General features: G+C 38.9%; 23 protein-coding genes. 17 read left to right on the forward strand and 6 right to left on the reverse strand.

The annotated features are described in order from the left end of the window. Positions 1 to 39: 39 nt before the first annotated feature. A complete protein-coding gene (vrrA, locus tag QFZ72_RS09450) occupies positions 40 to 714 on the reverse strand; it encodes a VrrA/YqfQ family protein (RefSeq protein ID WP_307432272.1) in 675 nt (224 codons plus the stop codon). Between the two features lie 311 nt (positions 715 to 1,025). Between vrrA and QFZ72_RS09455 the strand changes: the two genes are divergently transcribed. Both QFZ72_RS09455 and QFZ72_RS09460 read left to right on the forward strand, forming a co-directional pair. Further along, a complete protein-coding gene (locus tag QFZ72_RS09455; protein ID WP_307432275.1) occupies positions 1,026 to 2,342 on the forward strand; it encodes a DEAD/DEAH box helicase in 1,317 nt (438 codons plus the stop codon). 11 nt (positions 2,343 to 2,353) lie between these two features. Next, positions 2,354 to 3,250, forward strand: a complete 897-nt coding sequence (locus QFZ72_RS09460) for a deoxyribonuclease IV (protein WP_307432278.1) — start codon at positions 2,354 to 2,356, stop codon at positions 3,248 to 3,250. A gap of 33 nt (positions 3,251 to 3,283) precedes the next feature. Here QFZ72_RS09460 and QFZ72_RS09465 read toward each other — a convergent pair whose 3' ends face one another. Continuing rightward, on the reverse strand, positions 3,284 to 3,544 hold the full coding sequence (locus QFZ72_RS09465; protein ID WP_373464460.1) for a DUF2624 domain-containing protein: 261 nt from the start codon (positions 3,542 to 3,544) through the stop codon (positions 3,284 to 3,286). Between the two features lie 219 nt (positions 3,545 to 3,763). On the opposite strand from QFZ72_RS09465, the gene QFZ72_RS09470 reads away from it, so the two are divergent. The 4 genes from QFZ72_RS09470 (at position 3,764) to zur (ending at position 6,824) form a co-directional block, all read left to right on the forward strand. Next, positions 3,764 to 4,645, forward strand: a complete 882-nt coding sequence (locus tag QFZ72_RS09470) for a YitT family protein (RefSeq protein ID WP_307432283.1) — start codon at positions 3,764 to 3,766, stop codon at positions 4,643 to 4,645. A gap of 143 nt (positions 4,646 to 4,788) precedes the next feature. Beyond that, the gene (locus QFZ72_RS09475) at positions 4,789 to 5,562 is read left to right on the forward strand and encodes a metal ABC transporter ATP-binding protein (RefSeq protein ID WP_307432286.1); all 774 of its coding nucleotides are present in this window, start codon (positions 4,789 to 4,791) and stop codon (positions 5,560 to 5,562) included. A 1-nt stretch (position 5,563) separates the two neighbouring features. Next, positions 5,564 to 6,400 (forward strand): metal ABC transporter permease, encoded by an 837-nt coding sequence (locus tag QFZ72_RS09480; RefSeq protein ID WP_307432290.1) that lies wholly within the window; start codon positions 5,564 to 5,566, stop codon positions 6,398 to 6,400. A 1-nt stretch (position 6,401) separates the two neighbouring features. Next, positions 6,402 to 6,824, forward strand: a complete 423-nt coding sequence (gene zur, locus QFZ72_RS09485; RefSeq protein WP_252201618.1) for a zinc uptake transcriptional repressor Zur — start codon at positions 6,402 to 6,404, stop codon at positions 6,822 to 6,824. A gap of 52 nt (positions 6,825 to 6,876) precedes the next feature. On the opposite strand, the gene QFZ72_RS09490 is transcribed toward zur, so the two are convergent. After that, positions 6,877 to 7,452, reverse strand: coding sequence for a hypothetical protein (locus tag QFZ72_RS09490; RefSeq protein WP_307439684.1), 576 nt, complete (start codon positions 7,450 to 7,452; stop codon positions 6,877 to 6,879). Between the two features lie 149 nt (positions 7,453 to 7,601). On the opposite strand from QFZ72_RS09490, the gene QFZ72_RS09495 reads away from it, so the two are divergent. Continuing rightward, positions 7,602 to 7,988 carry a DUF308 domain-containing protein gene (locus tag QFZ72_RS09495; protein WP_307432295.1) on the forward strand — a complete coding sequence of 129 codons (387 nt, stop codon included), beginning with the start codon at positions 7,602 to 7,604 and terminating at the stop codon, positions 7,986 to 7,988. 42 nt (positions 7,989 to 8,030) lie between these two features. Here the strand turns inward: QFZ72_RS09495 and ispG are convergent, their stop codons facing one another. Both ispG and QFZ72_RS09505 read right to left on the reverse strand, forming a co-directional pair. Then, on the reverse strand, positions 8,031 to 9,176 hold the full coding sequence (gene ispG, locus QFZ72_RS09500) for a flavodoxin-dependent (E)-4-hydroxy-3-methylbut-2-enyl-diphosphate synthase (protein ID WP_223436741.1): 1,146 nt from the start codon (positions 9,174 to 9,176) through the stop codon (positions 8,031 to 8,033). A 98-nt stretch (positions 9,177 to 9,274) separates the two neighbouring features. Further along, the gene (locus QFZ72_RS09505) at positions 9,275 to 9,613 is read right to left on the reverse strand and encodes a hypothetical protein (RefSeq protein WP_307432298.1); all 339 of its coding nucleotides are present in this window, start codon (positions 9,611 to 9,613) and stop codon (positions 9,275 to 9,277) included. A gap of 202 nt (positions 9,614 to 9,815) precedes the next feature. Here QFZ72_RS09505 and QFZ72_RS09510 point away from each other — a divergent pair, with 202 nt between their 5' ends. Further along, the gene (locus QFZ72_RS09510) at positions 9,816 to 11,525 is read left to right on the forward strand and encodes a methyl-accepting chemotaxis protein (protein WP_307432302.1); all 1,710 of its coding nucleotides are present in this window, start codon (positions 9,816 to 9,818) and stop codon (positions 11,523 to 11,525) included. 42 nt (positions 11,526 to 11,567) lie between these two features. Here the strand turns inward: QFZ72_RS09510 and QFZ72_RS09515 are convergent, their stop codons facing one another. Beyond that, the gene (locus QFZ72_RS09515; RefSeq protein ID WP_307432305.1) at positions 11,568 to 12,338 is read right to left on the reverse strand and encodes a DUF1189 domain-containing protein; all 771 of its coding nucleotides are present in this window, start codon (positions 12,336 to 12,338) and stop codon (positions 11,568 to 11,570) included. Positions 12,339 to 12,551: 213 nt separating this feature from the next. Here QFZ72_RS09515 and QFZ72_RS09520 point away from each other — a divergent pair, with 213 nt between their 5' ends. From QFZ72_RS09520 to pstB, 9 genes are all read left to right on the forward strand, one after another. Beyond that, positions 12,552 to 14,183: a Na/Pi cotransporter family protein gene (locus tag QFZ72_RS09520; protein ID WP_307432308.1), complete on the forward strand. Its 1,632-nt coding sequence runs from the start codon at positions 12,552 to 12,554 to the stop codon at positions 14,181 to 14,183. An 81-nt stretch (positions 14,184 to 14,264) separates the two neighbouring features. Beyond that, a complete protein-coding gene (locus QFZ72_RS09525) occupies positions 14,265 to 14,768 on the forward strand; it encodes a DUF456 domain-containing protein (protein ID WP_373464461.1) in 504 nt (167 codons plus the stop codon). Positions 14,769 to 14,906: 138 nt separating this feature from the next. Next, complete coding sequence (gene sodA / locus QFZ72_RS09530) at positions 14,907 to 15,515, forward strand: superoxide dismutase SodA (protein WP_307432311.1); 609 nt, start codon at positions 14,907 to 14,909, stop codon at positions 15,513 to 15,515. Positions 15,516 to 15,642: 127 nt separating this feature from the next. Next, entirely contained in the window at positions 15,643 to 16,929 is a 1,287-nt protein-coding gene (locus QFZ72_RS09535; RefSeq protein WP_307432314.1) for an MFS transporter, read from the forward strand. Between the two features lie 131 nt (positions 16,930 to 17,060). Beyond that, entirely contained in the window at positions 17,061 to 19,229 is a 2,169-nt protein-coding gene (locus QFZ72_RS09540) for a peptidoglycan D,D-transpeptidase FtsI family protein (RefSeq protein ID WP_307432317.1), read from the forward strand. Between the two features lie 198 nt (positions 19,230 to 19,427). After that, positions 19,428 to 20,402, forward strand: coding sequence for a PstS family phosphate ABC transporter substrate-binding protein (locus tag QFZ72_RS09545; protein ID WP_307432320.1), 975 nt, complete (start codon positions 19,428 to 19,430; stop codon positions 20,400 to 20,402). Positions 20,403 to 20,474: 72 nt separating this feature from the next. Continuing rightward, positions 20,475 to 21,416, forward strand: a complete 942-nt coding sequence (gene pstC, locus QFZ72_RS09550; RefSeq protein WP_307432323.1) for a phosphate ABC transporter permease subunit PstC — start codon at positions 20,475 to 20,477, stop codon at positions 21,414 to 21,416. A 1-nt stretch (position 21,417) separates the two neighbouring features. Beyond that, entirely contained in the window at positions 21,418 to 22,296 is an 879-nt protein-coding gene (gene pstA, locus QFZ72_RS09555) for a phosphate ABC transporter permease PstA (protein WP_307432325.1), read from the forward strand. A 35-nt stretch (positions 22,297 to 22,331) separates the two neighbouring features. Beyond that, positions 22,332 to 23,156 (forward strand): phosphate ABC transporter ATP-binding protein PstB, encoded by an 825-nt coding sequence (gene pstB / locus QFZ72_RS09560; RefSeq protein ID WP_307432328.1) that lies wholly within the window; start codon positions 22,332 to 22,334, stop codon positions 23,154 to 23,156. Positions 23,157 to 23,215: the final 59 nt, after the last annotated feature.

Raw genomic sequence — 23,215 nt, forward strand, 5'->3', positions numbered from 1 at the left:
TATTATAGCGGAGACTGCAGAAGAATACAAAGAAGAATGTCAGATATACAGCTTTGGAGCAGATGCACCTTTTACAGGAGGTGCTTTCTCCATTTCTTCTTTTACTGCCTTCTTAGGTGAATCAATAACAACTGTGTCTCCATCAGACGGTGCTGAAGCGGAAACATCGGACGAGGAATTTTCTACATCTGAACCAGTACTTTCTACATCTGAACCAGTACTTTCTTCATCGCTTGGCCCTCCGCCTTTTAATTCACTGTATATTTTAATCATGGCAGGCAGATTTCTGACAAGCGGGCCATATTGCTGAACCATGGGCGTGACCTGCTGAGCCATGCCGAGAACTTTCTGCACGTTTCCGAGCATGCTGGATAAATTTGCGGGATTGGTTATTCCCTGCAGACCCTGAGCTGCATTTGCTGCACTTGCAGCACCTTGGCCTCCTCCAGGCAAAAATCTTGAGAGAATGCCTTTGATGCCGCCTCTTCCCATTGCCTGCTGTCCAAACTGCTGTCCGCCAAACCCAGGCGGTCCAAATTGTGATGAAAAAGGTCCCATTTGCTGCCCAAACGGCTGAAAGGAACGAGTAGGTCCAAATCCCCTTGCTTGCTGATTTCCAAAAGGCTGGTTTGAAAACGGCTGACCGCCCATTTGCATTCTTTGAGGCTGGAATCCTCTAGAAGGCATTGGAGGCATAGGTCTTTGCTGAAACATGATGATCCTCCTTTTAAACTAACGTGTATACTACCTACACAATATGCAGAATCGTCTTAAAGGTTTGCATGGTTTTAAGAATAGGCGGAATCGATTGGAGTTTTTCTCTCAAATCGTATATAATGTTTTGATGGACAACCGTGTCTTATTTTTTGGCTGTTATCGCAAGAATTGCTGCTCTTCATAAAAAGATGAATTCGCGCATCCTTTATTAGGAAACCGTGCTCTTTTCTAATAAGATGTATAAATGAAAACAGCAACAACTTAAAATGGAGCCTTTTATAAATTTACTCATCAAGGAGATGATGAACATGGAACAAACAAAGTTCAATCAGTTTCCATTTAAGCCTTTTATTATAGATGCTGTCAAAGCGCTGGGTTTTTATGAACCGACTGAAATACAAGCACGCTTATTCCCTTCACTATTAAAAGGGGAAACAGCTATAGGACAATCACAGACAGGCACAGGAAAAACGCATGCTTATTTATTGCCTCTTATTCAAAGGATTGATCCCTCAAATGAAAACGTACAAGTTGTTATTACTGCCCCTACCAGAGAACTAGCCAATCAAATCTACCAGGATGCTCTGCATGTTCTTAAATTTGCACCGGAAAATGAAACGATTTCTGCTAAATGTTTTATTGGCGGAACAGACAAGCAGCGTACAATTGATAAACTGAAAAGCCAGCCTCAGCTTGTCATCGGCACGCCGGGCAGAATTAAGGATTTAATTGCCGAAAAAGCTCTTTTCGTTCATCAGGCAAAAGCATTAGTTGTTGATGAAGCAGATCTCATGCTTGATATGGGATTCATTGAAGATGTTGATAAAATTGGCGCCAATATGCCTGAAAAACTGCAAATCCTTGTTTTTTCTGCAACCATTCCCGAGAAATTAAAACCTTTCCTGAAAAAATATATGGAAAACCCTAAATTTACTCACGTTGCACCAAAGCAGGCAACTGCCAAGAAAATTAAGCACGTGCTGGTGCCGCTGCGCCACCGTAATAAAACAAATCTTTTATTTGAAATGCTGAAAAACTACAATCCTTATTTAGCTATTGTGTTTACAAACACAAAGAAAAAAGCGGATGAGGTAGCCGACGGACTGATTGCAAAAGGCCTCAAAGTTGGACGCATTCACGGCGATTTATCACCAAGAGACCGTAAAAAAATGATGAAGCAAATTAATGATCTTGATTATCAGTATGTCGTAGCGACAGATTTGGCTTCAAGAGGCATTGATATTGACGGTGTAAGCCATGTCATCAATTTTGAGCTTCCAAGTGATCTCGATTTTTACATTCACCGTGTTGGACGTACGGGACGTGCAGACTACTCAGGTATTGCAGCGACGATCTATGAGCCGGAAAATGAAGATGCGTTAATCACCCTCGAAAAATTAGGGATAGAATTTGAAAACCAGGATCTCGTTGACGGCGAGTGGAAAAAAGTTGAGGACCGCAAACGCAGACAAAAACGCGTAAGGCCTTCAGATGGCGTTGACCAAATGGCGAAAAGCAAGGTTAGAAAGCCAAAAGGTGTAAAACCAGGATACAAAAAGAAATTGACGAGAGAAATGGATGAAATTAAAAAACGTCAGAGAAGATTGAATCAAAAGCGCAAGTAGGAGGAGAATAGATGCTGAAAATAGGATCACATGTATCAATGAGCGGAAAAAAAATGCTGCTTGCTGCAAGTGAGGAAGCAGTATCTTATGGTGCGAATACGTTCATGATCTATACAGGAGCACCTCAGAATACTAGACGTAAAAAAATTGAAGAGCTGAATATTGAAGCAGGACAGGCCCATATGAGGGAAAATGGGATGATTGATATAGTTGTTCATGCACCTTATATCATCAATATCGGCAATACAACAAATCCTGCAACCTTTGAACTTGGCGTCCAATTTTTGCGATCTGAAATTGACCGTTCGCACGCTCTTGGAGCAAAACAAATTGTGCTTCATCCAGGGGCTCATGTTGGAGCAGGACCAGAAGCAGGCATTAAAAAAATCATCGAAGGACTCAATGAAGTTCTTGATAGAGAAGAAAATGTTCAAATCGCTCTTGAGACAATGGCCGGAAAAGGCTCTGAGTGCGGCCGTTCATTTGAAGAACTCGCACAGATCATTGAGGGTGTCACGCATAATGAGCATCTTTCAGTATGCTTTGATACGTGCCATACACATGATGCAGGATATGATATCATCAATGATTTTGATGGAGTTCTGCAGCAATTTGATTCCATTATCGGTCTGGATCGATTGAAGGTGCTTCATATTAATGACAGCAAAAATATTTCTGGAGCCCGGAAAGACCGTCATGAGAATATCGGATTTGGCCATATTGGATTTAAGGCATTGAATGATATCGTTCATCATCCGCAGCTTGCAGATGTGCCTAAAATTCTTGAAACTCCTTATGTAGGTGAAGATAAGAAAGATAAAAAACCGCCATATCGCTTTGAAATTGAGATGCTGCGGGGGAAAGAATTCAATTCTGATCTGCTGGAACGAATCCGAAATCAGGCATAAAAAAGAAAGCTGTCGGAGTAAATCGACAGCTTTTTAGCCTATAAACTGCTGAAACAATTGGTTCACTTGCTGTGCAGTGGCAGGAGAAGTAATCGCAGCCACCTTCTTTAATAGGCTGATGCGCTCTGCATCATTAAAGATATTAATGTTTCTGCCGCGGATGATTTTTACGATTTCCTGAGCCTGAGCTCTGTTGATTGCAAGGCTGTTCTGTTTAGCAAGCTGAAGCAATCCATCTGTATCCAATGAATTGAGTTTATGGTTAACGATTTTTTGAAATAAAATCACGTACATACCTCCCTCACCATTCAATGTATGGTGAAGATTTAGGAAAAGTGCCTATTTTTTTAGCAATCGAATAGGATAAAATCTTTCTGCGCTTTTCTTTAATATAAAAAAGTATAAAATTTCGCGCATTGATGTCCAGCTCCTGCGCGTAAACTCCTCGGTCAGAGCGGATCCGCCATTCGGAGCTGAACAAGGCGCCTGCGCTTTTAGAGGGGAATCATTTAAATGACAAAAAAACAGCATAAAAAAGAAAGTACAGGACGATTATTAACAAGACTGATTTTGATTATCATCGGTGCAGCGCTTGCAGCTGTCTCAATTGAACTCTTCCTAATTCCCAATCAGATTATTGATGGGGGAATAATCGGCATATCGCTGATTGTCGACCACATCACACCTGACAGTCTGTCATTCATCAATTTTGGAACACTGGTCGTCATTTTAAATTTGCCGTTTATGTATTATGGTTATAAACAAATAGGTAAAACATTTATGATATCGTCGATTTTTGGTATAGTCTCTCTGGCTATCATAGAAAGCATGCTGCACCATGTTGAACCGTTCACGGCAGAGCCGATTTTAGCAACTGTTTTTGGAGGGCTGATCCTTGGTGTGGGTGTAGGGCTAGTCATACGAAACGGCGGTTCAATGGACGGAACAGAAATTTTAGGCATATTGCTTACAAAAAAGCTGCCGTTTTCAGTAGGGGAATTTGTCATGTTTATTAACATTTTCATCTTTGCCTGGGCAGCATTTGTATTTGGAGCAGAGCAAGCTATGTATTCGGTGATGGCTTATTACATAGCATTTAAAACGATTGATACTGTCATTCAGGGATTAGACGAAACAAAGGCAGTGATCATTGTTTCTGATTATTATGAAGATGTATCTGATGCCATCCTTCAAAGGCTTGGGCGCGGAACCACAAAATTAAAAGGCAAAGGCGGCTATACAGATGACGAAAAGGAAGTCATCTATGTAGTTGTAACAAGACTCGAAGTGACAAAGCTAAAATCAATTGTTCATGAAATCGATACAAATGCATTTATTACAATAATGAATACACAAGAAACAAAAGGGACAAATTTCAAGTCAGCGATTCATTAAACTCTTTTTAAAGACTTTAAACATGTTTCTTGCTCTTTTCTATCCAATCTTGTATAATCTCTATGTTAAAGATCAGACATTGGTTTCTGATCTTTTTTTACGAATTTAAATCGGAACGATTCTTAAACTAGAAGGTGAAACGAATGAATCAGCCTATTATTGATATCCGTCATTTATCATTCACATATGACCGTACTAAAGTGCTTGAAGATGTTCATTTTAAAGTAAGAGAGGGCGACTTTCTGGGATTAGTGGGACCAAACGGATCTGGGAAGACAACACTGCTGAAATGCCTTCTCGGTCTATTAAAGCCTGATGAGGGAGAAATTTCGCTTTTCGGTAAAGACATCCGCAAATTTAAAGAGTGGTATAAAATCGGCTTTGTTTCACAAAAAGCTAATAGCTTTAATACAGGCTTTCCGGCATCTGTGTACGAAGTAGTTGCAAGCGGCCTTACATCTAAATTAGGTTTATTTAAAATGCTGAAACCGGCTCATCATCAAAAAGTAAAAGCTGCCATTAAGGCTGTCGGCTTAGAACAGCTGTCAAAACGAAATATCGGTGAACTTTCAGGAGGCCAGCAGCAGCGGACATTTATTGCAAGGGCGCTTGTAAGTGATCCGAAATTGCTAATACTTGATGAGCCGACAGTAGGAGTTGATGCTCAAACAGTTCAGAGCTTCTACGAAATGCTGAAAAATTTAAACACAGAAATGGGAATTACTTTAATTCTTGTCACACATGATGTAGGGACAATTACAGATAAAGTAACACATGTAGCCTGTTTAAATAAACATTTGCATTTCCACGGAAATACACAGGAATTTGAAAGCCTGCAAAACTCTGATATGTCTGACTTTTATGGTCATTCTGTTCATGTATTAACTCACGATCACCATGGTCATGGGGGAAGGTAAAATGATAAATAGTATTCTTAATTATGAATTTTTACAAAATGCATTCCTGGCAGGAATTCTCATCGGCCTGATTGCACCGCTTCTTGGAGTTTTTGTAGTCGTAAGAAGACTTTCTTTAATAGCTGATGCCCTGAGTCATGTGACTTTAGCAGGAATCGCAGCAAGCTTGCTGCTTGAGAAAAAAGTACTTGGCATGTCGGGGCTGAATCCGATTTATTTAGGAATGGGATTTTCTGTGGCAGGGTCGTTATTTATAGAAAAATTGAGAGCTGTCTATAAGCATTTTCAGGAGCTCGCCATACCGATAATCCTTTCGGCCGGAGTAGGGCTGAGCGTTATTTTTATTTCTCTTGCTGATGGATTTAATACGGATTTATTTAATTATCTTTTCGGAAGTGTCAGTGCGGTAACGAGAACAGATCTATGTGTGATTGCTGCCATTTCAGTTTTTGTCCTGATTGTTATTTTTGCCTTATTTAAGGAACTTTTTTTGCTGTCCTTTGATGAAGAACATGCAGCGGCATCAGGCATTCATTCTAAGTGGATTCACTTTATTTTCATTTTAACGGTTGCACTTGTGATAGCTGCTTCCATGAGAATCGTCGGCATTTTATTAGTATCTTCTCTGATGACGCTGCCGGTTGCAGCAAGTATCCGGATTGCCAAAGGGTTTAAGCAGGCAATATTCTTTTCTGTACTCTTTGGAGAAATCTCTGTTATTATTGGATTAGTGCTGGCTTATCAATTAGATTTAGCTCCAGGAGGCACGATTGTTATGCTTTCAGTCGTCATCCTGATACTGTCGATACTATGGACCAAAATAAAAAGGGGTCAGTAAGATGAATGTTCAAGAAGCTCTACTTCTTATGAAGGAAAAAGGATATAAGTACACAAGTAAACGCGAGGAAATGCTCGAATTATTTGCTCAATCAAATAAATATTTAACAGCAAGAGATGTTCTGGACAAAATGAAGGCTGACTATCCGGGATTAAGCTTTGATACCATTTACCGCAATCTTTCTTTGTTTGCTGAAATGGGTATTCTTGAAACAACAGAGCTGTCAGGGGAAAAGCATTTTCGATTTACATGTTCGACGAATCATCATCACCATCACTTTATTTGCCTGAATTGCGGAAAGACGAAAGAAATTGCCTCGTGCCCAATGGAAAAATTAAAAGAAAATTTAAGCGGATATGAAATCAGCGGACATAAATTTGAGATTTACGGCACTTGTCCCGAGTGCCATGTACTGACAGTTTAAGCTGTATAAAAAAAGCTTGCGAAACGTTGTTTCGCAAGCTTTTTTTATTGTTTTATCGGAGTACTGCACGTTTCTGGTAGGCATTGACCCAATCCCTTGCTTCAAGCCAATTTTTCACACGGATAACTCCGTTTGGGGTGGGATCCTGATTATATGGTGTATTAAATAAAATAACGGGTATGTTAAATTCCTCGCTGATCATGCAGGCATTATCATGCTTGTCCTCAAAAAAAACATCAATATTGTTTTTTCTGACTGCGCCAAGTTTATCATGAGTGCCAATCAATTCAATCTGATGATAAAATAATTCATTGCGTTTGAACCAGTCAAATGTCACATCCTGCAAATGGCTTCTCCGTGCACTGATAAATAAAAGTTTATGGGTTTTCTTCCATTCATCCAGCACTAATTTTGCATCTGGCGCCATAGGTGCTTCTTGGTAAATCAGCGGTTCTTGCTCATCCATCCATTTCCAGAAGTCCTCTTCAGAAATGTTAAGTAATTTAGTTAAATCATATTCCTTCATATCATCAAGCGTAATGTTTATGCCGAATGATTTGTTTAAATATGGAACGAATGTTTCAGGCGAAGTGACGGTTCCATCGATATCAATCCCTAATTGCAGCATCATGTACTCTCTCCCTTGCTGTCTGAACTATACTAGTTAGTGTATCATAATCCGTGCTTACAATCACAGTAATCTTTGACAGTTATACTGAAAGGATGTGCGGCTCATACTATAAATGTTCCTTTACTATATGAATGGAGGGATCACGCATGGCAGATGAGAAACAGTATGATTATCACGGAAATATTAAAGATCTCCGTGAAGATGAAGTTGGCTACAACAGACCAGATATGCGCGATGATTACAAAGAAGAAACAGCGGCTGAAATTGCAGCACCTGCAACATTGAGAAGAGATGCAGACTATGATCGTCATGAAGAAAAGGACGAGACAGTTGATGATGGACGGAGAATGGGCTATTTAGCCATCGTCCTCTCAGTCATTTCATTATTTATTTTCCCCGTTATTTTAGGAGCAGCAGGGATTATTGTAGGATTTATTGCACGCCGCAGAGGAGCAAAAGGGTTAGGCGGATGGGCGATCGGTATTGGTATCGTCTCATTAATTCTTGGAATATTCATTTTGCCCTTCTTTTAAGGAAATAAAAAAACAAGCTTGGCATAAAATGCCAAGCTTGTTTTATTGAATTTCCGCAGCTGCTTTTTCAGCTTCCTGTTTTGCATAATATTCTGCCGCAATTTTATCAATTTCTTTTTTCAATTCTTCAACCATTGTTTCTTCAGGCACTTTTCGGACAATTTGCCCTTTCATGAAAAGAAGTCCTTCTTTCCTTGCACCCGCAATTCCAATGTCAGCTTCCCGTGCTTCTCCAGGTCCATTAACTGCACAGCCTAAAACCGCAACTTTGATTGGAGCCTTAATAGTTGAAATATACTCTTCAACTTCATTTGCGATGCTGATTAAATCAATTTCAATCCGGCCGCAGGTAGGACATGAAATAAGGGTTGCTGCGTTTGAAGACAGTCCAAAAGATTTTAATAACTCTCTTGCAACTTTTACTTCCTCAACTGGATCAGCGCTAAGCGAGATGCGCAGAGTATTTCCGATGCCTTTGCTTAGGATGGCGCCAAGGCCGGCAGCACTTTTTACAGTGCCTGAAAAAAGGGTGCCCGACTCTGTAATGCCTAAGTGAAGCGGATAATCGAAAGCTTTTGCAGCTTTTTCATATGCTTCAATCGCAAGGTTCACATCAGATGCTTTCATCGATACGATAATATCGTGAAAATCCAGATCTTCAAGAATTTTTATATGATGAAGGGCACTTTCAACCATGCCGTCTGCTGTTGGATAACCGTATTTCTCAATAATACGCTTTTCTAATGAACCGGCATTAACCCCAATGCGGATTGGGATACCTTTTTCTTTTGCAGCTTTTACAACGGCTTCAACTTTTTCGCGCCTGCCGATGTTGCCTGGGTTAATTCTGATTTTATCTGCTCCGCCCTCAATTGCTTTAAGCGCAAGCTTGTAATCAAAATGAATATCTACAACAAGTGGAATATTAATGCGTTTCTTTATTTCTGCTATAGCATCAGCTGCTCGTTCATCCGGACAGGCGACACGAACAATTTGACAGCCTGCTTCTTCTAATCGCAGGATTTCAGCGACCGTAGCTTCCACATCGTGTGTTTTCGTGGTTGTCATACTTTGGATGACTAATTCATTGTTTCCGCCAATTGTTAAATTACCAACTTTAACAGGACGGGTTTTGGTACGATGTATGATTTCACTCACGTGTAAATCGCTCCTTAAATTAATAATCATGGTTCTGTATTATCATGTTAACCATTTTTATCGATCAATGCGAGAAATTGTGCTTTCCCTCACATATTGTAACAGTGTGTGCTTAATATTGACAAGAATTATGAAGCAACTTCTTTTTCATAAAGCGGAAATTTATATGTTTTTCCTACTTGTATCGTGTCAGCTTTTACACTTGGATTAAGCTTTTCAAAATCTTTTCTGATTTGATCAATGGGGACAGGGAATTGCTTATGAAGCTGTTCGACAATTGTAAGAACGGTTTCTCCCTGATTGATCTTTTTTTCGGTGTAAGGCTTAGAACCTGAGGATGTTGTTTCTACAGCAGGGTCATCATTTGCCGCAAGAGGAGAATTTATGGCAATCGTTCCGCTGTTCATATCATAGTAGACGATATAGATCAGAAATATAAATAAAATGAAGATCATAAGACGCTTCAACAAAATCATCTCCCAGTAATTTCACGATAGTTATTTTTATGCTTGTCCCATTCAAATATGTCCTTTTTTTAGTGAGAAGAGGTAAAAAGCCCTTCATTTCTTCTAAAATATAGGCATATTTTTATTAAATTAATGGTGGCATTACATTTGCTTAATAATTATTTGGGATAATTTTCATAGATCTATGGGAAGGATGAATCAAATGAAATTATTATCATTTATAAAATTAAAAGATACTGAACCTCTTCTTTCTAAAATCAGTCTGCAGACGAGATTGCTGATTCTTGTGCTGTCTTTATTGATTGCCTCTATTGCGGCCGTGGGCTACACATCTTACGTAAAATCAAAAGCTGCGACTATGAATATTATTGAGGACCGTCTGCAGCGGGAGGTAAATACAACCGGTGAAATTGCAGGTAATTTAATGTTTGCCTATCTTGGGGAAGAAGAAGAATTTTTAGAGAGATTTAACAAAGTTGTGCTGAGGAATCAATCTTCAGAGCTCATTCAGGATGGATTGAGTGCTGACTTTTTCTTAGTGAAAGAAAATGAGGCAGCCCCATTTTCAGTAAGTGAAAATTCAAAGGTTGCATTTTCCGATCACCTGATCAGCGACATCACGGAAAAAGATAATGGGATTTTTCACAAAGAGATAAACGGAATAGACTACACATTGTCATTTAAACAAGTTCAAGAGTTAAAAGGACAGTTTTTAATAGCAGTTCCTACACAAACATATATGAAAACAACAAGAGAACTTGCCGCTTTTACTGCTTTGACAGTTCTTTTAAGTGGAGTTATTACTACTGTCGTGCTTATTTTCGCAATTCGCAGTTTGACTAAACCCTTAGCAATGTTAAGAAAAACGATAAGGGAAGTAAGAGAGGGAGATTTAACAAAACATATCCATATCGAAACATCGATTCCTGAAATAAATTCACTCATGAAAAGCTTTAACCAAATGATGACGCAAATGCAGAAGATGATAGGCAACATTGATAAGACTACAGGGGATTTGTCAGTAACGGGAGAGCAGCTCAGGGAAGCCACTGATGATGTGATCGTACATAATAGCCAGCTTGTTGAGGCAATAAAGATAGTAAGAGCTGGAGCTGTGCAGACAGCGTCAAGCTCAGATGACAGCATTCATGCTTTTGATCAAATGAGAGACGAGCTAAAAGTTGTTTTTCAGGATATGGAATTTTTATTCAGCAGCGCGGCTGACATGAATCAGTCAGCTTATCGCGGTGAAAAAAATATATCTCAAATGATTCAGACAATGAATTCATTCGAACAGGAATTTGAAAAGATGACAAATACGATCAGGGGGGTAAAGGAGCACTCTTTATCTATTGCAAATGTAGTAATGATTATTCAAACCATTGCTGAACAGACTAAACTTCTTGCTTTAAATGCAACAATTGAAGCAGCTCGGGCTGGCAAAGCGGGAAATGGATTCGCCGTGGTTGCGAATGAAGTTAAAAAACTTGCTGAACAGTCAACAAAGGCGACGGAAGACATTACTAAATCCATCTTATCTATGGAGAATATATCTTCTAAAGCATCAAAGGAATTTGAACATATGCTCTCTAACATTCATTCCCATCTTGAAGTGGCCGCCAAATCCAGAATATCATTTGATGAATTAATGAGGGAGATTGATATCGTAAGCAGCAGGCTGTCCGGAATGAAAAAGCATATTCAGCATCTCAACGGTTCTCTTCCTTTAATGGAAAAATCGGCAGAAAGTTTTGCTTCTGTTTCTCAGGAAACCCTTGCTAGTGCTGAAGAGATGCTCGCAGCTTCAGAAGAACAAATTGCTCAGATGAACAGAACTCATCAAATAGGGCAAAAATTAACGGATTTATCCAGAAATCTTTCAAGTACCACAAAAGAATACAAAGTGAGTTAAAAAGCGAACCCCTTGGATGAAGGGGTTCGCTTTTTAAGTGTTTCATTTTTTTCCGGCTGCAGGAATTTCTTTTAAAGCAAGATACAACATGATCAGGTTAACAAACCAGTTAACGAAAATTCCGCTCGGTACGGAAACTTGAAGAAACTCCATGATGAGAAAGAAAACAGTGGCAAGAGTAACAGCATATGCCGACATGACCCAAAGTTGTTTAAAATTAACGTTTCGCTTCAAACTATTTTTAAAAAGAATGCTGACTAAAGCTAAAAAGGTAATTTCAATGAATTTAGAAGCTGCTGTAAATAGGAACAGCATGACAATGACAACACTCAAAACAATGGGAAGTACATTTTCAAATTGAGAGGAGTATTGGGATAAGTCATCTTTTGTTAAAGTCATTGTATTCAGCATGGAATAATCATAGCTTTGAGCTTGGCCCGCAACTGCATAAACAAATTCATTTTTTAGAAGGCCAATTCCGTTTTGCTTATTTTCAATCTGATCTGCTGTAAAGGCCCCAGTTGGATCGAAAACAATAAATAAATCATCTTTTTTAAATTCAAGCGGTTCAGCTGTATCTGAAATTAGGGTGCCTTCCTCTATTTTAAAGTCAGGAAGGTCTTCCTGCAGGGTAGAATCTAATCCTTTCAACAGCCCAGAAATGCCGGTAGACATGTAGATTGCCATGGGGAGAGTCGCAAGAAGGGTTAGTAAAAACACATAAAGAATGGTTTTGCCTATTCCTTGAAATCTAAACATGGAAATTGACTTTGGAGAGTATAAACTTTTAGCAAACTGTTTAAAAATGTTCATTTATGTACACTTCCTTCATTATAATCCAGCTTTCATTTTATACATCCCAGCAGAAAGAAACAAGGCTAAAGGTACAGTGCCTAAATTAATATTAAGAAATTGTAAATTTTTAAGAAAATAAGGCTAAAAACCTTTACATATAATCCACAATTCGATAATAATTGGGGAGGTTGTAGAAAGTTGTCGATTAAAGATGCTGGGGGTTGAAATAGGTTGGATTTAGATATACAGAAAATGATATTTGAATTTGTTGGCGGCCTGGGAATTTTCTTATTTGGTATAAAATTCATGGGAGACGGCCTGCAAAAATCAGCAGGGGATCGACTTCGGGATGTTCTGGATAAATTTACAACAAATCCAATTATGGGTGTTCTAGCAGGTATATTTGTTGCCATCCTCATTCAGTCAAGCAGCGGAACGACAGTTATTACAATAGGTCTCGTCAGTGCAGGCTTTATGAGTTTAAGACAGGCAATTGGGGTGATAATGGGAGCAAACATTGGAACCACTGTCACGGCATTTATTATCGGTATTAAAATTTCTGAGTACGCACTTCCTGTCCTATTTGCGGGGGCTGTATTACTTTTCTTTTTTAAAAATAAAAAAATACACAACATCGGTCAAATTATATTTGGTTTTGGAGCTCTTTTCTTCGGATTGGAACTTATGGGAGAAGGCATGATGCCTTTGCGTTTTATAGAAGCATTTCAGGAATTAACAGTCAGCATGAGCGATAATCCGCTTCTTGGCGTAGTAATTGGAACTGTATTTACAGTAATCGTCCAAAGTTCCAGTGCGACCATTGGTATTCTGCAGGAATTGCATGGCTTGGGGCTAATTGATATTAACGCTGCACTGCCTGTCCTGTTTGGAGATAATATCGGAACAACTATAACTGCAGTCCTTGCTTCAATTGGTGCTTCAGTAGCTGCAAGACGCGCTGCGTTAACACATGTTCTTTTCAACTTAATAGGTACGGCAATCTTTTTAGTGATCTTGCCTATATTTACAACTTTTATAGGAATGCTGAAGATGAATTTAGGATTGAATCCAGAAATGACGATTGCATTTGCCCATGGAACCTTTAATATGACAAATACAATAATCCATCTGCCGTTTATCGGGGGTCTTGCATACATAGTTACAAAGCTAATTCCCGGAGAAGATGCAATGATGGAATACAAAGCAAAGCATCTGGATCCTCTTTTCATTGAACAATCTTCATCAATAGCACTAGGCCAGGCTAAAGAGGAAATTCTGCGAATGGGCCAGTTTGCCGCTTTAGGACTTGAGGAAGCAAATCAATATCTAAAAACCCATCAGCAAAAACATTCAGATACTGCTTATCAAATCGAGGATGCAATCAATAATCTTGACCGCAAAATTACAGATTATCTTGTACTCATTTCAAGAGCAGAAATGTCTGCATATGAATCTGAAGAACACACTGCACTAATGGATGCTGTAAGAGATATTGAGCGCGTAGGTGATCATTTCGAAAATATCGTTGAGCTTGTTGATTATCAATTAACAAATAAAGTGAAACTGACAGATTCTGCATATGCAGATCTGGAGGAAATGTTTGCATTAACCATTCAAACAATCAAAGATGCCATATCGGCATTAGATGACAAAGACACATCTTTAGCAGCAAGGGTTATGAAGTCTGAAGAACAAATTGATAAAATGGAGCGCATGCTCCGCAAAAAACACATCCTTCGCATTAATGAAGGAAGCTGTACTGGTCAAGCAGGCATTGTGTTTGTAGATATTATCAGCAATCTTGAAAGAATCGGTGATCATTCTGTAAACATTGCAGAGGCAGTTTTAGGCTACCGTAAATAATGTTTAAAAAAGAATGATTCAGTTATAATGAAAGCAAGGGCTTATGCTCTTGCTTTTTTTACATCAGTTTTATAAGAGATCATGGAATGGTGGTGGATGGCAGTGGAGATTATTTACTGGGCACTGATTATTTTAATGTTTATCATTGCGTTTGCCGGATTGATCTATCCAATTATACCCAGCGTCATTTTTATAGTTGGAGGATTTCTTCTCTATGGAGCATTTTTTGGCTTTCAGGAATACGGATATCAATTCTGGCTGATTGAAGGTGTATTTGTTGCAGTTTTATTTGCGGCGGACTATGTGTCAAACTTAATGGGGATCAAACGAGTCGGGGGAAGCAAAGCTGCTATATGGGGAAGTACAATAGGCTTATTGATAGGACCGTTTCTTATTCCGGTTGCAGGAATTATTATTGGGCCATTCCTTGGTGCAGTCATTGCAGAGCTTCTTGTTCATAAAAAGGATATGAAAGAATCAGTTAAAATAGGTCTTGGATCACTGATCGGATTTATATCCGGTGTGTTTGCAAAAACAATCATTCAGCTGATTATGATCGGTTATTTTTTATTCGTGGTTCTATAAAGAAGTTATATATGATGCAAACAAAACATATTTAATGCTTTTAAATTGAAACAATCGGACAATTTTGGTAATCTTAAAGTGACAAGCTTATGAAAGAATAAGCTTCCTATTTACATACAATTTAAGGAGGAGATTTAAATGGCTTACGAACTACCGCAATTGCCTTATGCTTATGATGCATTAGAACCGCATATTGATAAGGAAACAATGAACATTCATCACACGAAACATCATAACACGTATATCACAAACGTAAACGCAGCATTAGAGGGTCACGATGATCTTCTCAGCAAAAGCGTTCAAGAACTAGTATCCAACTTGGATGCAGTTCCTGAAGCAGCACGTACGGCAGTCCGCAATAATGGCGGCGGACATGCAAACCACAGCCTTTTCTGGACAATTCTTTCCCCAAATGGCGGAGGAGCTCCATCTGGTGAGCTTGCTGATAAAATCAACAGCAAATTTGGAAGCTTTGAAACATTCAAAGAAGAATTTGCAAAAGCTGGAGCAACTCGCTTTGGATCTGGCTGGGCTTGGCTGGTTGTCAGTAACGGCGAATTAGAAGTAACAAGCACTCCTAATCAGGATTCTCCTTTAATGGAAGGCAAAACGCCTATTCTTGGACTTGACGTTTGGGAGCATGCATACTACCTGAATTACCAAAACCGCCGCCCGGATTACATTTCTTCATTCTGGAATGTAGTCAATTGGGAAGAAGTTACAAGACGCTACGAAGAAGCGAAGTAATTTTTTTCGCAAATTAAAGGCAGGGGATCTTTTAAGATCTCCTGCTTTTTTCTGTTAAATTTAGGATACATAACTCCACCTCATAAAGACAGACTAATGGTTAGCTAATAAAGGGGAGTTTTAAAGTATGTCAAAGTTGCAAAAATTATTTGGAGATGTAGAAGTCAATAAGGAACTAATCCTTTTGCTGATTATTGGAGGATTATATTCTTTGGGAATCGCCCTTTCTAACGCTTTTGTCAATGTATATCTTTGGAAACAGTCAGGCAGTTTTCTGGATTTGGGTATTTATAATTTGTCGATTGCGATCATGCAGCCAGTCACGTTTGTTATTGCGGGAAGATGGGCAAAAAAAATTGATCGTGTAATAGTTTTTAGGCTTGGTGTTGCTTTTTTAGCTGTATTTTATTTATCGGTGCTTTTAATAGGAAATGATGCAGCGAATAATATCATCTTGCTTGGAGGGCTGCTGGGGATTGGATCGGGATTTTACTGGCTGTCTTTTAATGTGCTTACATTTGAAATTACAGAACCTGAGACAAGAGATTTTTTTAACGGGTTTTTAGGAATTATGTCATCCTCTGCTGGCATGATCGGTCCTATTGTCGCAGGTTTTGTGATCTCAAGATTAGCAGGTGATATTGGGTATAAGTCAATCTTTTCTATTTCACTCGGATTATTTTTTTGTGCCGTTATATTAAGCCTTTTTTTAAAGAGAAGACATGCACACGGCAGGTATTTGCTGCTTGATGTATTGAAGGAAAGAAAACGGAATGTCAATTGGAGAATGATTACAAACGCCCACTTTTTTCAGGGTATTAGGGAAGGAACATTCATTTTCGTCATTGGCGTTCTTGTATTTATTACTACCGGAAGCGAGTTTGCTCTTGGTAAATATGGCCTGATTAACTCTGCTGTAGCCTTTGTCTTTTACTATTTGGCAACACGGCTGATTACAAAGAAAATGAGAAAAAAATCTATTTTAATCGGGGGAATATTATTATATGCTTCCATCTTTTTGCTCTTGTTTGAACTTACATATCCAAAGCTGATTATGTATGCTATTGTAATTGCGATTGCATATCCCATGCTGCTGGTTCCTTATATTTCACTGACTTACGATGTGATTGGACGGTCATGGAATGCAGCTGAAGCGAGAATTGAATATATTGTCGTAAGAGAATTATTTTTAAACTTGGGCAGAATCACATCCATTCTTTTATTCATTCTTGCCGTCACTCTCTTTGATGAAAAGCAGAGTATTCCCATTCTACTTGCGGTTATTGGCTCTGGACACAGCTTTATTTATTTCTTTATCCGAAAAGTGACTTTATTGGAATCTAATGAGCCCATAAATGATAACGGTCAAAAAAATATGCCCGAACCGAATCTTGTAGATGGAGAAAGCAGTTAGCATCACATATGACAATCATGTTACAAGTGTCGAATTTGATAGAAATTCGTCGGTTTTTTTCATAAACTATAACAATAGACACCTTAAAATGGTGTCTATTGTGTTTTTTAAAGAAAATAAGGCGGTGCTATATGTCAAAGAAAAAGAAAAGAACAGTTCCGCTTCGCCTTAACGTTTTGTTTTTCCTAGTATTTTTAGTTTTTTCAGGAATGATATTAAGGCTTGGAATTGTTCAAATTGTATACGGCGAGGATTACCGCAAGGAAGTTGAACGGAATGAGGAAGTGAATATCAGCACTTCGGTTCCGAGGGGGAAAATCTTTGACCGGAACTACAATACAATTGTCGATAATAAACCAATTAATGCCATTACATACACCAGATCAAATACTGCGTCACAAGAAGAACGTTTAGAAGTTGCAGCAAAGCTTGCAAAGATTTTTGACCAGGACAGAACGGACTCTAAAGAAGATCAAGAGGAACTGGAACAAGAGTTAGAAAAAATCACTCTCAGGGATAAAAAAGATTATTGGATTTTAACACGTCCAAAAGAAGCAGAAAAGAAAATTACAAAAGCGAATAGACAAAAAGTACTTGATGGAGTCATGAGCGATGATGACCTCTACGATCTTCAGCTTGAGCGGATAACAGAAAAAGATTTGCAGGAGATTTCGATCGATGAATTAAAAATACTTTCAATAAAAAGAGAAATGGACAGCGGGTATGCATTAGCGCCGCAAATTATCAAAAAAGACAATATTTCTGAACAGGAATTTGCCTATATAAGCGAACATCTGGAAGATTTACCCGGTGTGGATATTACAACAGACTGGGAGCGTCAATACGTTTTTGACAAAACTTTAAGAACGCTGATTGGCAGCATCTCCTCTTCAGAAGAAGGCATTCCAGAGGATCGTCTGGATTATTTCACATCCCGTGATTACAGCAGAAATGACCGGGTGGGGAAAAGCTATTTAGAGTATCAATATGAAGATATTCTTCAAGGACAAAAAGCAAAGGCCCGCAATATTACTGATAAGTCCGGCAATATTCTTGAAACAGAAATTATATCTGAAGGAAAAAGCGGCAAGGACCTGATCATGACAATCGATGTCCAGCTTCAGCAGGAGGTTGAGAAGATTATTGAGGAAGAACTGCTTGCTGCTAAGAAAAAATCTGGAACAGCTTTACTTGACCGTGCATTTGTCGTCATGATGGATCCTAGAAATGGCGAAATGCTGTCAATGGCAGGAAAGCAAATTAAAAAAGACGAAAACGGAAAAACGGTTCTTGAAGATTATGCATTAGGAGCAATGACCAGCTCATACACAATGGGATCTGCAGTTAAAGGAGCTACAGTTCTTTCCGGCTTTGAGTCCGGTGTCATTAAACCCGGAACTGTCCAGCTTGATGAACCGTTATATATTAAAGGATCTCCTCCTAAAAAATCGTACCGCAATATGGGGAATATTGATGATCTTGAAGCTCTGCAGCGGTCATCCAATGTGTATATGTTCAAAACTGCGATAGCAATGGCAAACGGGGAATACAGAAGAAACAAATCATTGCCCCTTGATACGTCTGCTTTCTCGGTGCTCCGTAATTATTACAGTCAGTTCGGATTAGGGGTAAAAACGGGTATAGACCTTCCTAATGAAGCAACCGGCTTCAAAGGAGAGAACCTGACGCCTGGATTATTGCTTGATTTGTCCATTGGGCAATATGATACGTATACGCCGCTGCAAATGGCACAATACGTTTCAACAATAGCAAATGGCGGATACCGCATGAAACCTCAGCTTGTAAAAGAGATCAGGGAGCCGTCGCCTAAAGATAATCTTGGTTCCGTCATTCAATCAATAAACCCTGAAATTTTAAACCGGCTTGATATGAAGAGTGAGTACATTGAGAGGGTACAGGAAGGCTTCAGGCGTGTAACGCAGGAGAAAAATGGAACAGCCTATAGTTATTTTTCAGGGGCAGATTATTTTCCTGCAGGAAAAACAGGGACGGCACAGGCTTTCTATGATGGGCCCAATAAAGACAAATTTCTGTCTCCTACATACAACTTAACACTTGTTGGATATGCTCCCCACAATAACCCGGAGGTTGCATTTGCTGTAGTAGTGCCATGGGCTTATGATACAGCCGAAAATTCACATCCTATTAATAATCTGATCGGAAGAAGGGTTATGGATAAATACTTTGAGCTGAAAAGCGAACAAAGCAAAGAAGGCATTCAGGAAGGTGTAGGACAGCCGGAGAATGCAAGGGTGTTTGAAGAGGAAGAAAATGAATAGAAATCCATTCAAATGAAAATAATAAAAAGCACTCTAAATAGAGTGCTTTTTATTATGTATAAATCATTCTACAAAAGGCGACACGATTATTCATGCATTTACAAAACCTTAACATTCGATTAAAACCATGTTAACACTTTAGCGTTATTGTATTACTTGTAGGACAAAAACACCACTTTGTAGGGGGAATTAAGAAATATGAAAAGCTTCAAATTTTTAGCCATGACAATTATGATTTCATCATTGCTTGCATTCGCAGCAGCTTGTGGAAATGGTGAAAGTTCAGAAGGCAACGGTTCAGAAAATGGATCTTCTGAAGAAGCAGCTCAATTAGAAGGTGAAGTTGGAATCGACGGATCATCAACTGTTGCTCCTATCGGTGAAGCAGTATCTGAAGAATTCGCTATGGAAAACAAAGATGTTAAAGCTCCAATCGGCGTATCAGGAACTGGCGGCGGCTTTGAAAAGTTCGTAGCTGGTGAAACAGATATTGCTCAAGCATCACGTCCGATTAAAGATGAAGAAGCTAAAGCAGCGAAAGACGCTGGAATTGAATATACAGAATTACAAGTAGCATTTGACGGTTTATCAGTAGTAGTTAATAAAGAAAATGATTTCATTAAAGAATTAACTGTAGAAGATTTGAAAAAGATCTGGGTTGAAGACGGCAAAGAAAAGAAATGGTCTGATATTAATCCTGAATGGCCGGATGAAACAATCAAACTTTTCTCACCTGGAACTGACTCAGGAACATATGATTATTTCAACGAAGTAATCCTTGAAGATGAAGCTGTTGCTAAGCAAGCAACACTTTCTGAAGATGACAACGTTCTTGTAAAAGGAGTACAAAGCGATAAAACAGCAATGGGCTTCTTCGGATATGCTTATTACTTAGAAAACAAAGACACTTTAAAAGTTGTTCCTATCGTAAATGAAGAGGGCAAAGCTGTTGAACCAACTAACGAATCAGTTGAATCTGGCGAGTATAATCCGCTTTCACGCCCGCTATACATTTATGTTAACAACGCATCAATGAAAGAAAAGCCACAAGTTGCTGAGTATGTTAAGTTCTACATGGAAAACGCTGGCGCATTAGCTGAAGAAGTTGGCTATGTAAGCCTTCCAGAAGAAAAATACACAGAACAGCTTAAAACAATCGAAGGTTTAAAATAATTTCAAAATCTAATAGATGAGAAGCATAATTGCTTCTCATCTTCCCATGTTTTGGAAAGGGGTTTTCACAATATGGCAACACAAACAAGCCGCTCTGTCAGTGAAATGATAAAAGAGAAAAAGGAAAAGAGATCCTGGGTAAGATATATAGAGAAGATCGTTCCTGCATTTCTGCTCCTGACAGCTATTATATCTGTACTTACAACTGTTGGAATTTTATTTACACTTATTGTTGAGACATTTACATTCTTCAGCAAAGTTTCATTTATTGACTTTATTACACAAAAAGAATGGTATCCATTCTTTGCAAGCGATCCTTCTTACGGAATCATCACATTAGTATCAGGTACGCTTCTCGTTGCATTCATTGCTATGCTGGTGGCATTGCCAATAGGTCTAGCTTCTGCTATTTATTTGAGTGAGTATGCTTCAGACCGCGTCAGAAGAATTATCAAACCGATATTAGAAGTGCTGGCAGGAATCCCGACAATTGTTTATGGTTTCTTTGCTCTTTCGTTTGTCACGCCATTGCTGCAATCTATTATACCGGACTTAGGTTTTTTTAATGCTCTTAGTCCCGGCATTGTTGTAGGTATCATGATTATTCCTATGATTGCATCCCTTTCTGAAGATGCAATGACTTCTGTTCCTAAATCAATGCGAGAAGGAGCCCTTGCCCTTGGCTCTACGAAGTTTGAAGTGGCAATGAAAGTTGTCTTGCCTGCGGCTGTGTCAGGTGTAGTTGCATCATTTGTGTTAGCTATTTCAAGAGCGATCGGTGAAACGATGATCGTTACTCTTGCTGGGGGAGCTACTCCAAAGCTTACATTTGATCCGACAGAGTCGATTCAGACAATGACAGCTTATATTGTACAAGTAAGTTCAGGAGATGCCGGATATGGAACAACGATTTACTATAGTATCTATGCTGTAGGTATGACGCTGTTCATTTTCACGCTTCTGATGAATTTACTGGCACAGTTCATTTCTCGACGCTTTAGGGAGGAATATTAAAATGAACTACATTAATAAAGATAAAGTCGCTAAAAAAATGTCCAGCAGACTTGCCGTAAACGGCTTCTATAAAGGCATTTTCTTATTGGCTACAAGCTTTGCACTGGTAGTGCTTGCGATCCTTTTATATCGGATATTCACTCAAGGATTTAGTTATATAACTCCAGAATTTTTTCAAAACTTTGCATCAAGGAGGCCTTCTGCATCCGGCATCAAAGCAGCGCTTGTTGGATCATTGTGGGTAATGGCAGTTGTTATCCCGGTCGGATTAATTCTAGGAGTTGGAACAGCATTATATTTGGAAGAATACGCTAAGAAAAATAGATTCACAAATTTTCTGCAGATCAATATTGCAAACCTTGCGGGAGTTCCGTCAATTGTATTTGGTCTTTTGGGGTTAACGGTATTCGTTCGATTTTTTGATCTAGGAAGAAGTATTTTAGCCGGCGGATTTACGATGGCGCTTCTTGTTCTTCCAGTAATTGTTGTTGCATCACAGGAAGCGATCAGGGCTGTTCCGAAAGAAATGCGCGAAGCATCATTTGGAATGGGGGCAACAAAATGGCAAACGATCCGTCAAGTAGTTTTGCCTGCTGCTGTACCAGGTATATTAACAGGGAGTATTCTTGCTTTTTCAAGAGCAATTGGTGAAACAGCACCATTGCTTGTGGTAGGTGCATTTGCTTTTGTAAACTACTTGCCTGCAAGTTTTATGAGCACATTTACAGTAATGCCAATTCAAATTTTCAACTGGGCTTCAAGACCTCAGGCTGATTTTCAGGATGTAGCTGCTGCAGGAATTATCGTTTTATTCATTTTCCTGATTGTCATGAACTCTGTTGCAGTATTCATTCGTAATAAATTCCAAAAAAATTACTAAGATAGTTTTGAAAAGGATGAAGGAGGTTTCACACAATGGAAATGACAAAAGTTGTGAAAGAGCGCGAGGAAAAAGAAGAATTTGAAACGAATGCAGAAATAGAAAAAAGCATCGTTTACAAAACAGATAATCTCAACCTTTGGTACGGAAACGATCAGGCATTAAAAAATATTGACCTGGATATCTATGAAAATGAAGTTACGGCGATTATTGGACCGTCTGGCTGCGGGAAGTCTACTTACATTAAAACGTTAAACCGCATGGTAGAGCTGATTCCTACGGTTCGTACATCTGGAAAAATCGTTTACCGCGGCAAAAATATCTTTGATAAAGGCTATGGAGTGGAAGATCTGCGCACACGAGTCGGCATGGTGTTCCAAAAACCAAATCCTTTTCCAAAATCCATTTATGACAATGTTGCATACGGTCCAAGAATCCATGGGATTCGTGATAAAAAGACTCTTGATGCAATCGTTGAAAAAAGTTTAAAAGGTGCTGCCATCTGGGACGAAGTAAAAGATCGCCTTAAAGAAAATGCTTTCGGTTTATCAGGCGGTCAGCAGCAGCGCCTATGCATCGCCCGCTGTCTAGCGATTGAGCCGGATGTTATTTTAATGGATGAACCTACATCTGCTCTTGATCCAATTTCAACATTAAAAGTAGAAGAGCTGGTTCAGGAATTGAAAAAACAGTACAGCATCGTGATCGTTACTCACAATATGCAGCAGGCTGCACGTATTTCTGACCGGACTGCGTTCTTCTTAAATGGGGAAGTTGTTGAGTATTCAGAAACAGATCGTTTGTTCTCGAATCCTTCAGATAAACGAACAGAAGACTATATTACAGGACGTTTCGGATAATATTTAGAGAAATAAGTCGTGCAAATGAATACTTGCACGACTTATTCCCATATAGTTAA

It is taken from the genome of Bacillus sp. V2I10 (assembly GCF_030817055.1).
Classification (GTDB): domain Bacteria; phylum Bacillota; class Bacilli; order Bacillales; family Bacillaceae; genus Bacillus_P.

What these genes read in the sequence shown, in the direction of transcription:
- pstA (WP_307432325.1), top strand. Translation starts at nt 21,418, where the DNA reads ATGAACTACATTAATAAAGATAAAGTCGCTAAAAAAATGTCCAGCAGA.
- QFZ72_RS09515 (WP_307432305.1), bottom strand. Translation starts at nt 12,338, where the DNA reads ATGAACATTTTTAAACAGTTTGCTAAAAGTTTATACTCTCCAAAGTCA.
- QFZ72_RS09535 (WP_307432314.1), top strand. Translation starts at nt 15,643, where the DNA reads ATGTCAAAGTTGCAAAAATTATTTGGAGATGTAGAAGTCAATAAGGAA.
- pstB (WP_307432328.1), top strand. Translation starts at nt 22,332, where the DNA reads ATGGAAATGACAAAAGTTGTGAAAGAGCGCGAGGAAAAAGAAGAATTT.
- QFZ72_RS09455 (WP_307432275.1), top strand. Translation starts at nt 1,026, where the DNA reads ATGGAACAAACAAAGTTCAATCAGTTTCCATTTAAGCCTTTTATTATA.
- QFZ72_RS09495 (WP_307432295.1), top strand. Translation starts at nt 7,602, where the DNA reads ATGGCAGATGAGAAACAGTATGATTATCACGGAAATATTAAAGATCTC.
- QFZ72_RS09510 (WP_307432302.1), top strand. Translation starts at nt 9,816, where the DNA reads ATGAAATTATTATCATTTATAAAATTAAAAGATACTGAACCTCTTCTT.
- QFZ72_RS09460 (WP_307432278.1), top strand. Translation starts at nt 2,354, where the DNA reads ATGCTGAAAATAGGATCACATGTATCAATGAGCGGAAAAAAAATGCTG.
- QFZ72_RS09480 (WP_307432290.1), top strand. Translation starts at nt 5,564, where the DNA reads ATGATAAATAGTATTCTTAATTATGAATTTTTACAAAATGCATTCCTG.
- sodA (WP_307432311.1), top strand. Translation starts at nt 14,907, where the DNA reads ATGGCTTACGAACTACCGCAATTGCCTTATGCTTATGATGCATTAGAA.
- QFZ72_RS09475 (WP_307432286.1), top strand. Translation starts at nt 4,789, where the DNA reads ATGAATCAGCCTATTATTGATATCCGTCATTTATCATTCACATATGAC.
- QFZ72_RS09545 (WP_307432320.1), top strand. Translation starts at nt 19,428, where the DNA reads ATGAAAAGCTTCAAATTTTTAGCCATGACAATTATGATTTCATCATTG.
- pstC (WP_307432323.1), top strand. Translation starts at nt 20,475, where the DNA reads ATGGCAACACAAACAAGCCGCTCTGTCAGTGAAATGATAAAAGAGAAA.
- vrrA (WP_307432272.1), bottom strand. Translation starts at nt 714, where the DNA reads ATGTTTCAGCAAAGACCTATGCCTCCAATGCCTTCTAGAGGATTCCAG.
- QFZ72_RS09470 (WP_307432283.1), top strand. Translation starts at nt 3,764, where the DNA reads ATGACAAAAAAACAGCATAAAAAAGAAAGTACAGGACGATTATTAACA.
- QFZ72_RS09490 (WP_307439684.1), bottom strand. Translation starts at nt 7,452, where the DNA reads ATGCTGCAATTAGGGATTGATATCGATGGAACCGTCACTTCGCCTGAA.
- QFZ72_RS09525 (WP_373464461.1), top strand. Translation starts at nt 14,265, where the DNA reads ATGGAATGGTGGTGGATGGCAGTGGAGATTATTTACTGGGCACTGATT.
- QFZ72_RS09465 (WP_373464460.1), bottom strand. Translation starts at nt 3,544, where the DNA reads ATGTACGTGATTTTATTTCAAAAAATCGTTAACCATAAACTCAATTCA.
- QFZ72_RS09540 (WP_307432317.1), top strand. Translation starts at nt 17,061, where the DNA reads ATGTCAAAGAAAAAGAAAAGAACAGTTCCGCTTCGCCTTAACGTTTTG.
- ispG (WP_223436741.1), bottom strand. Translation starts at nt 9,176, where the DNA reads ATGATTATTAATTTAAGGAGCGATTTACACGTGAGTGAAATCATACAT.
- zur (WP_252201618.1), top strand. Translation starts at nt 6,402, where the DNA reads ATGAATGTTCAAGAAGCTCTACTTCTTATGAAGGAAAAAGGATATAAG.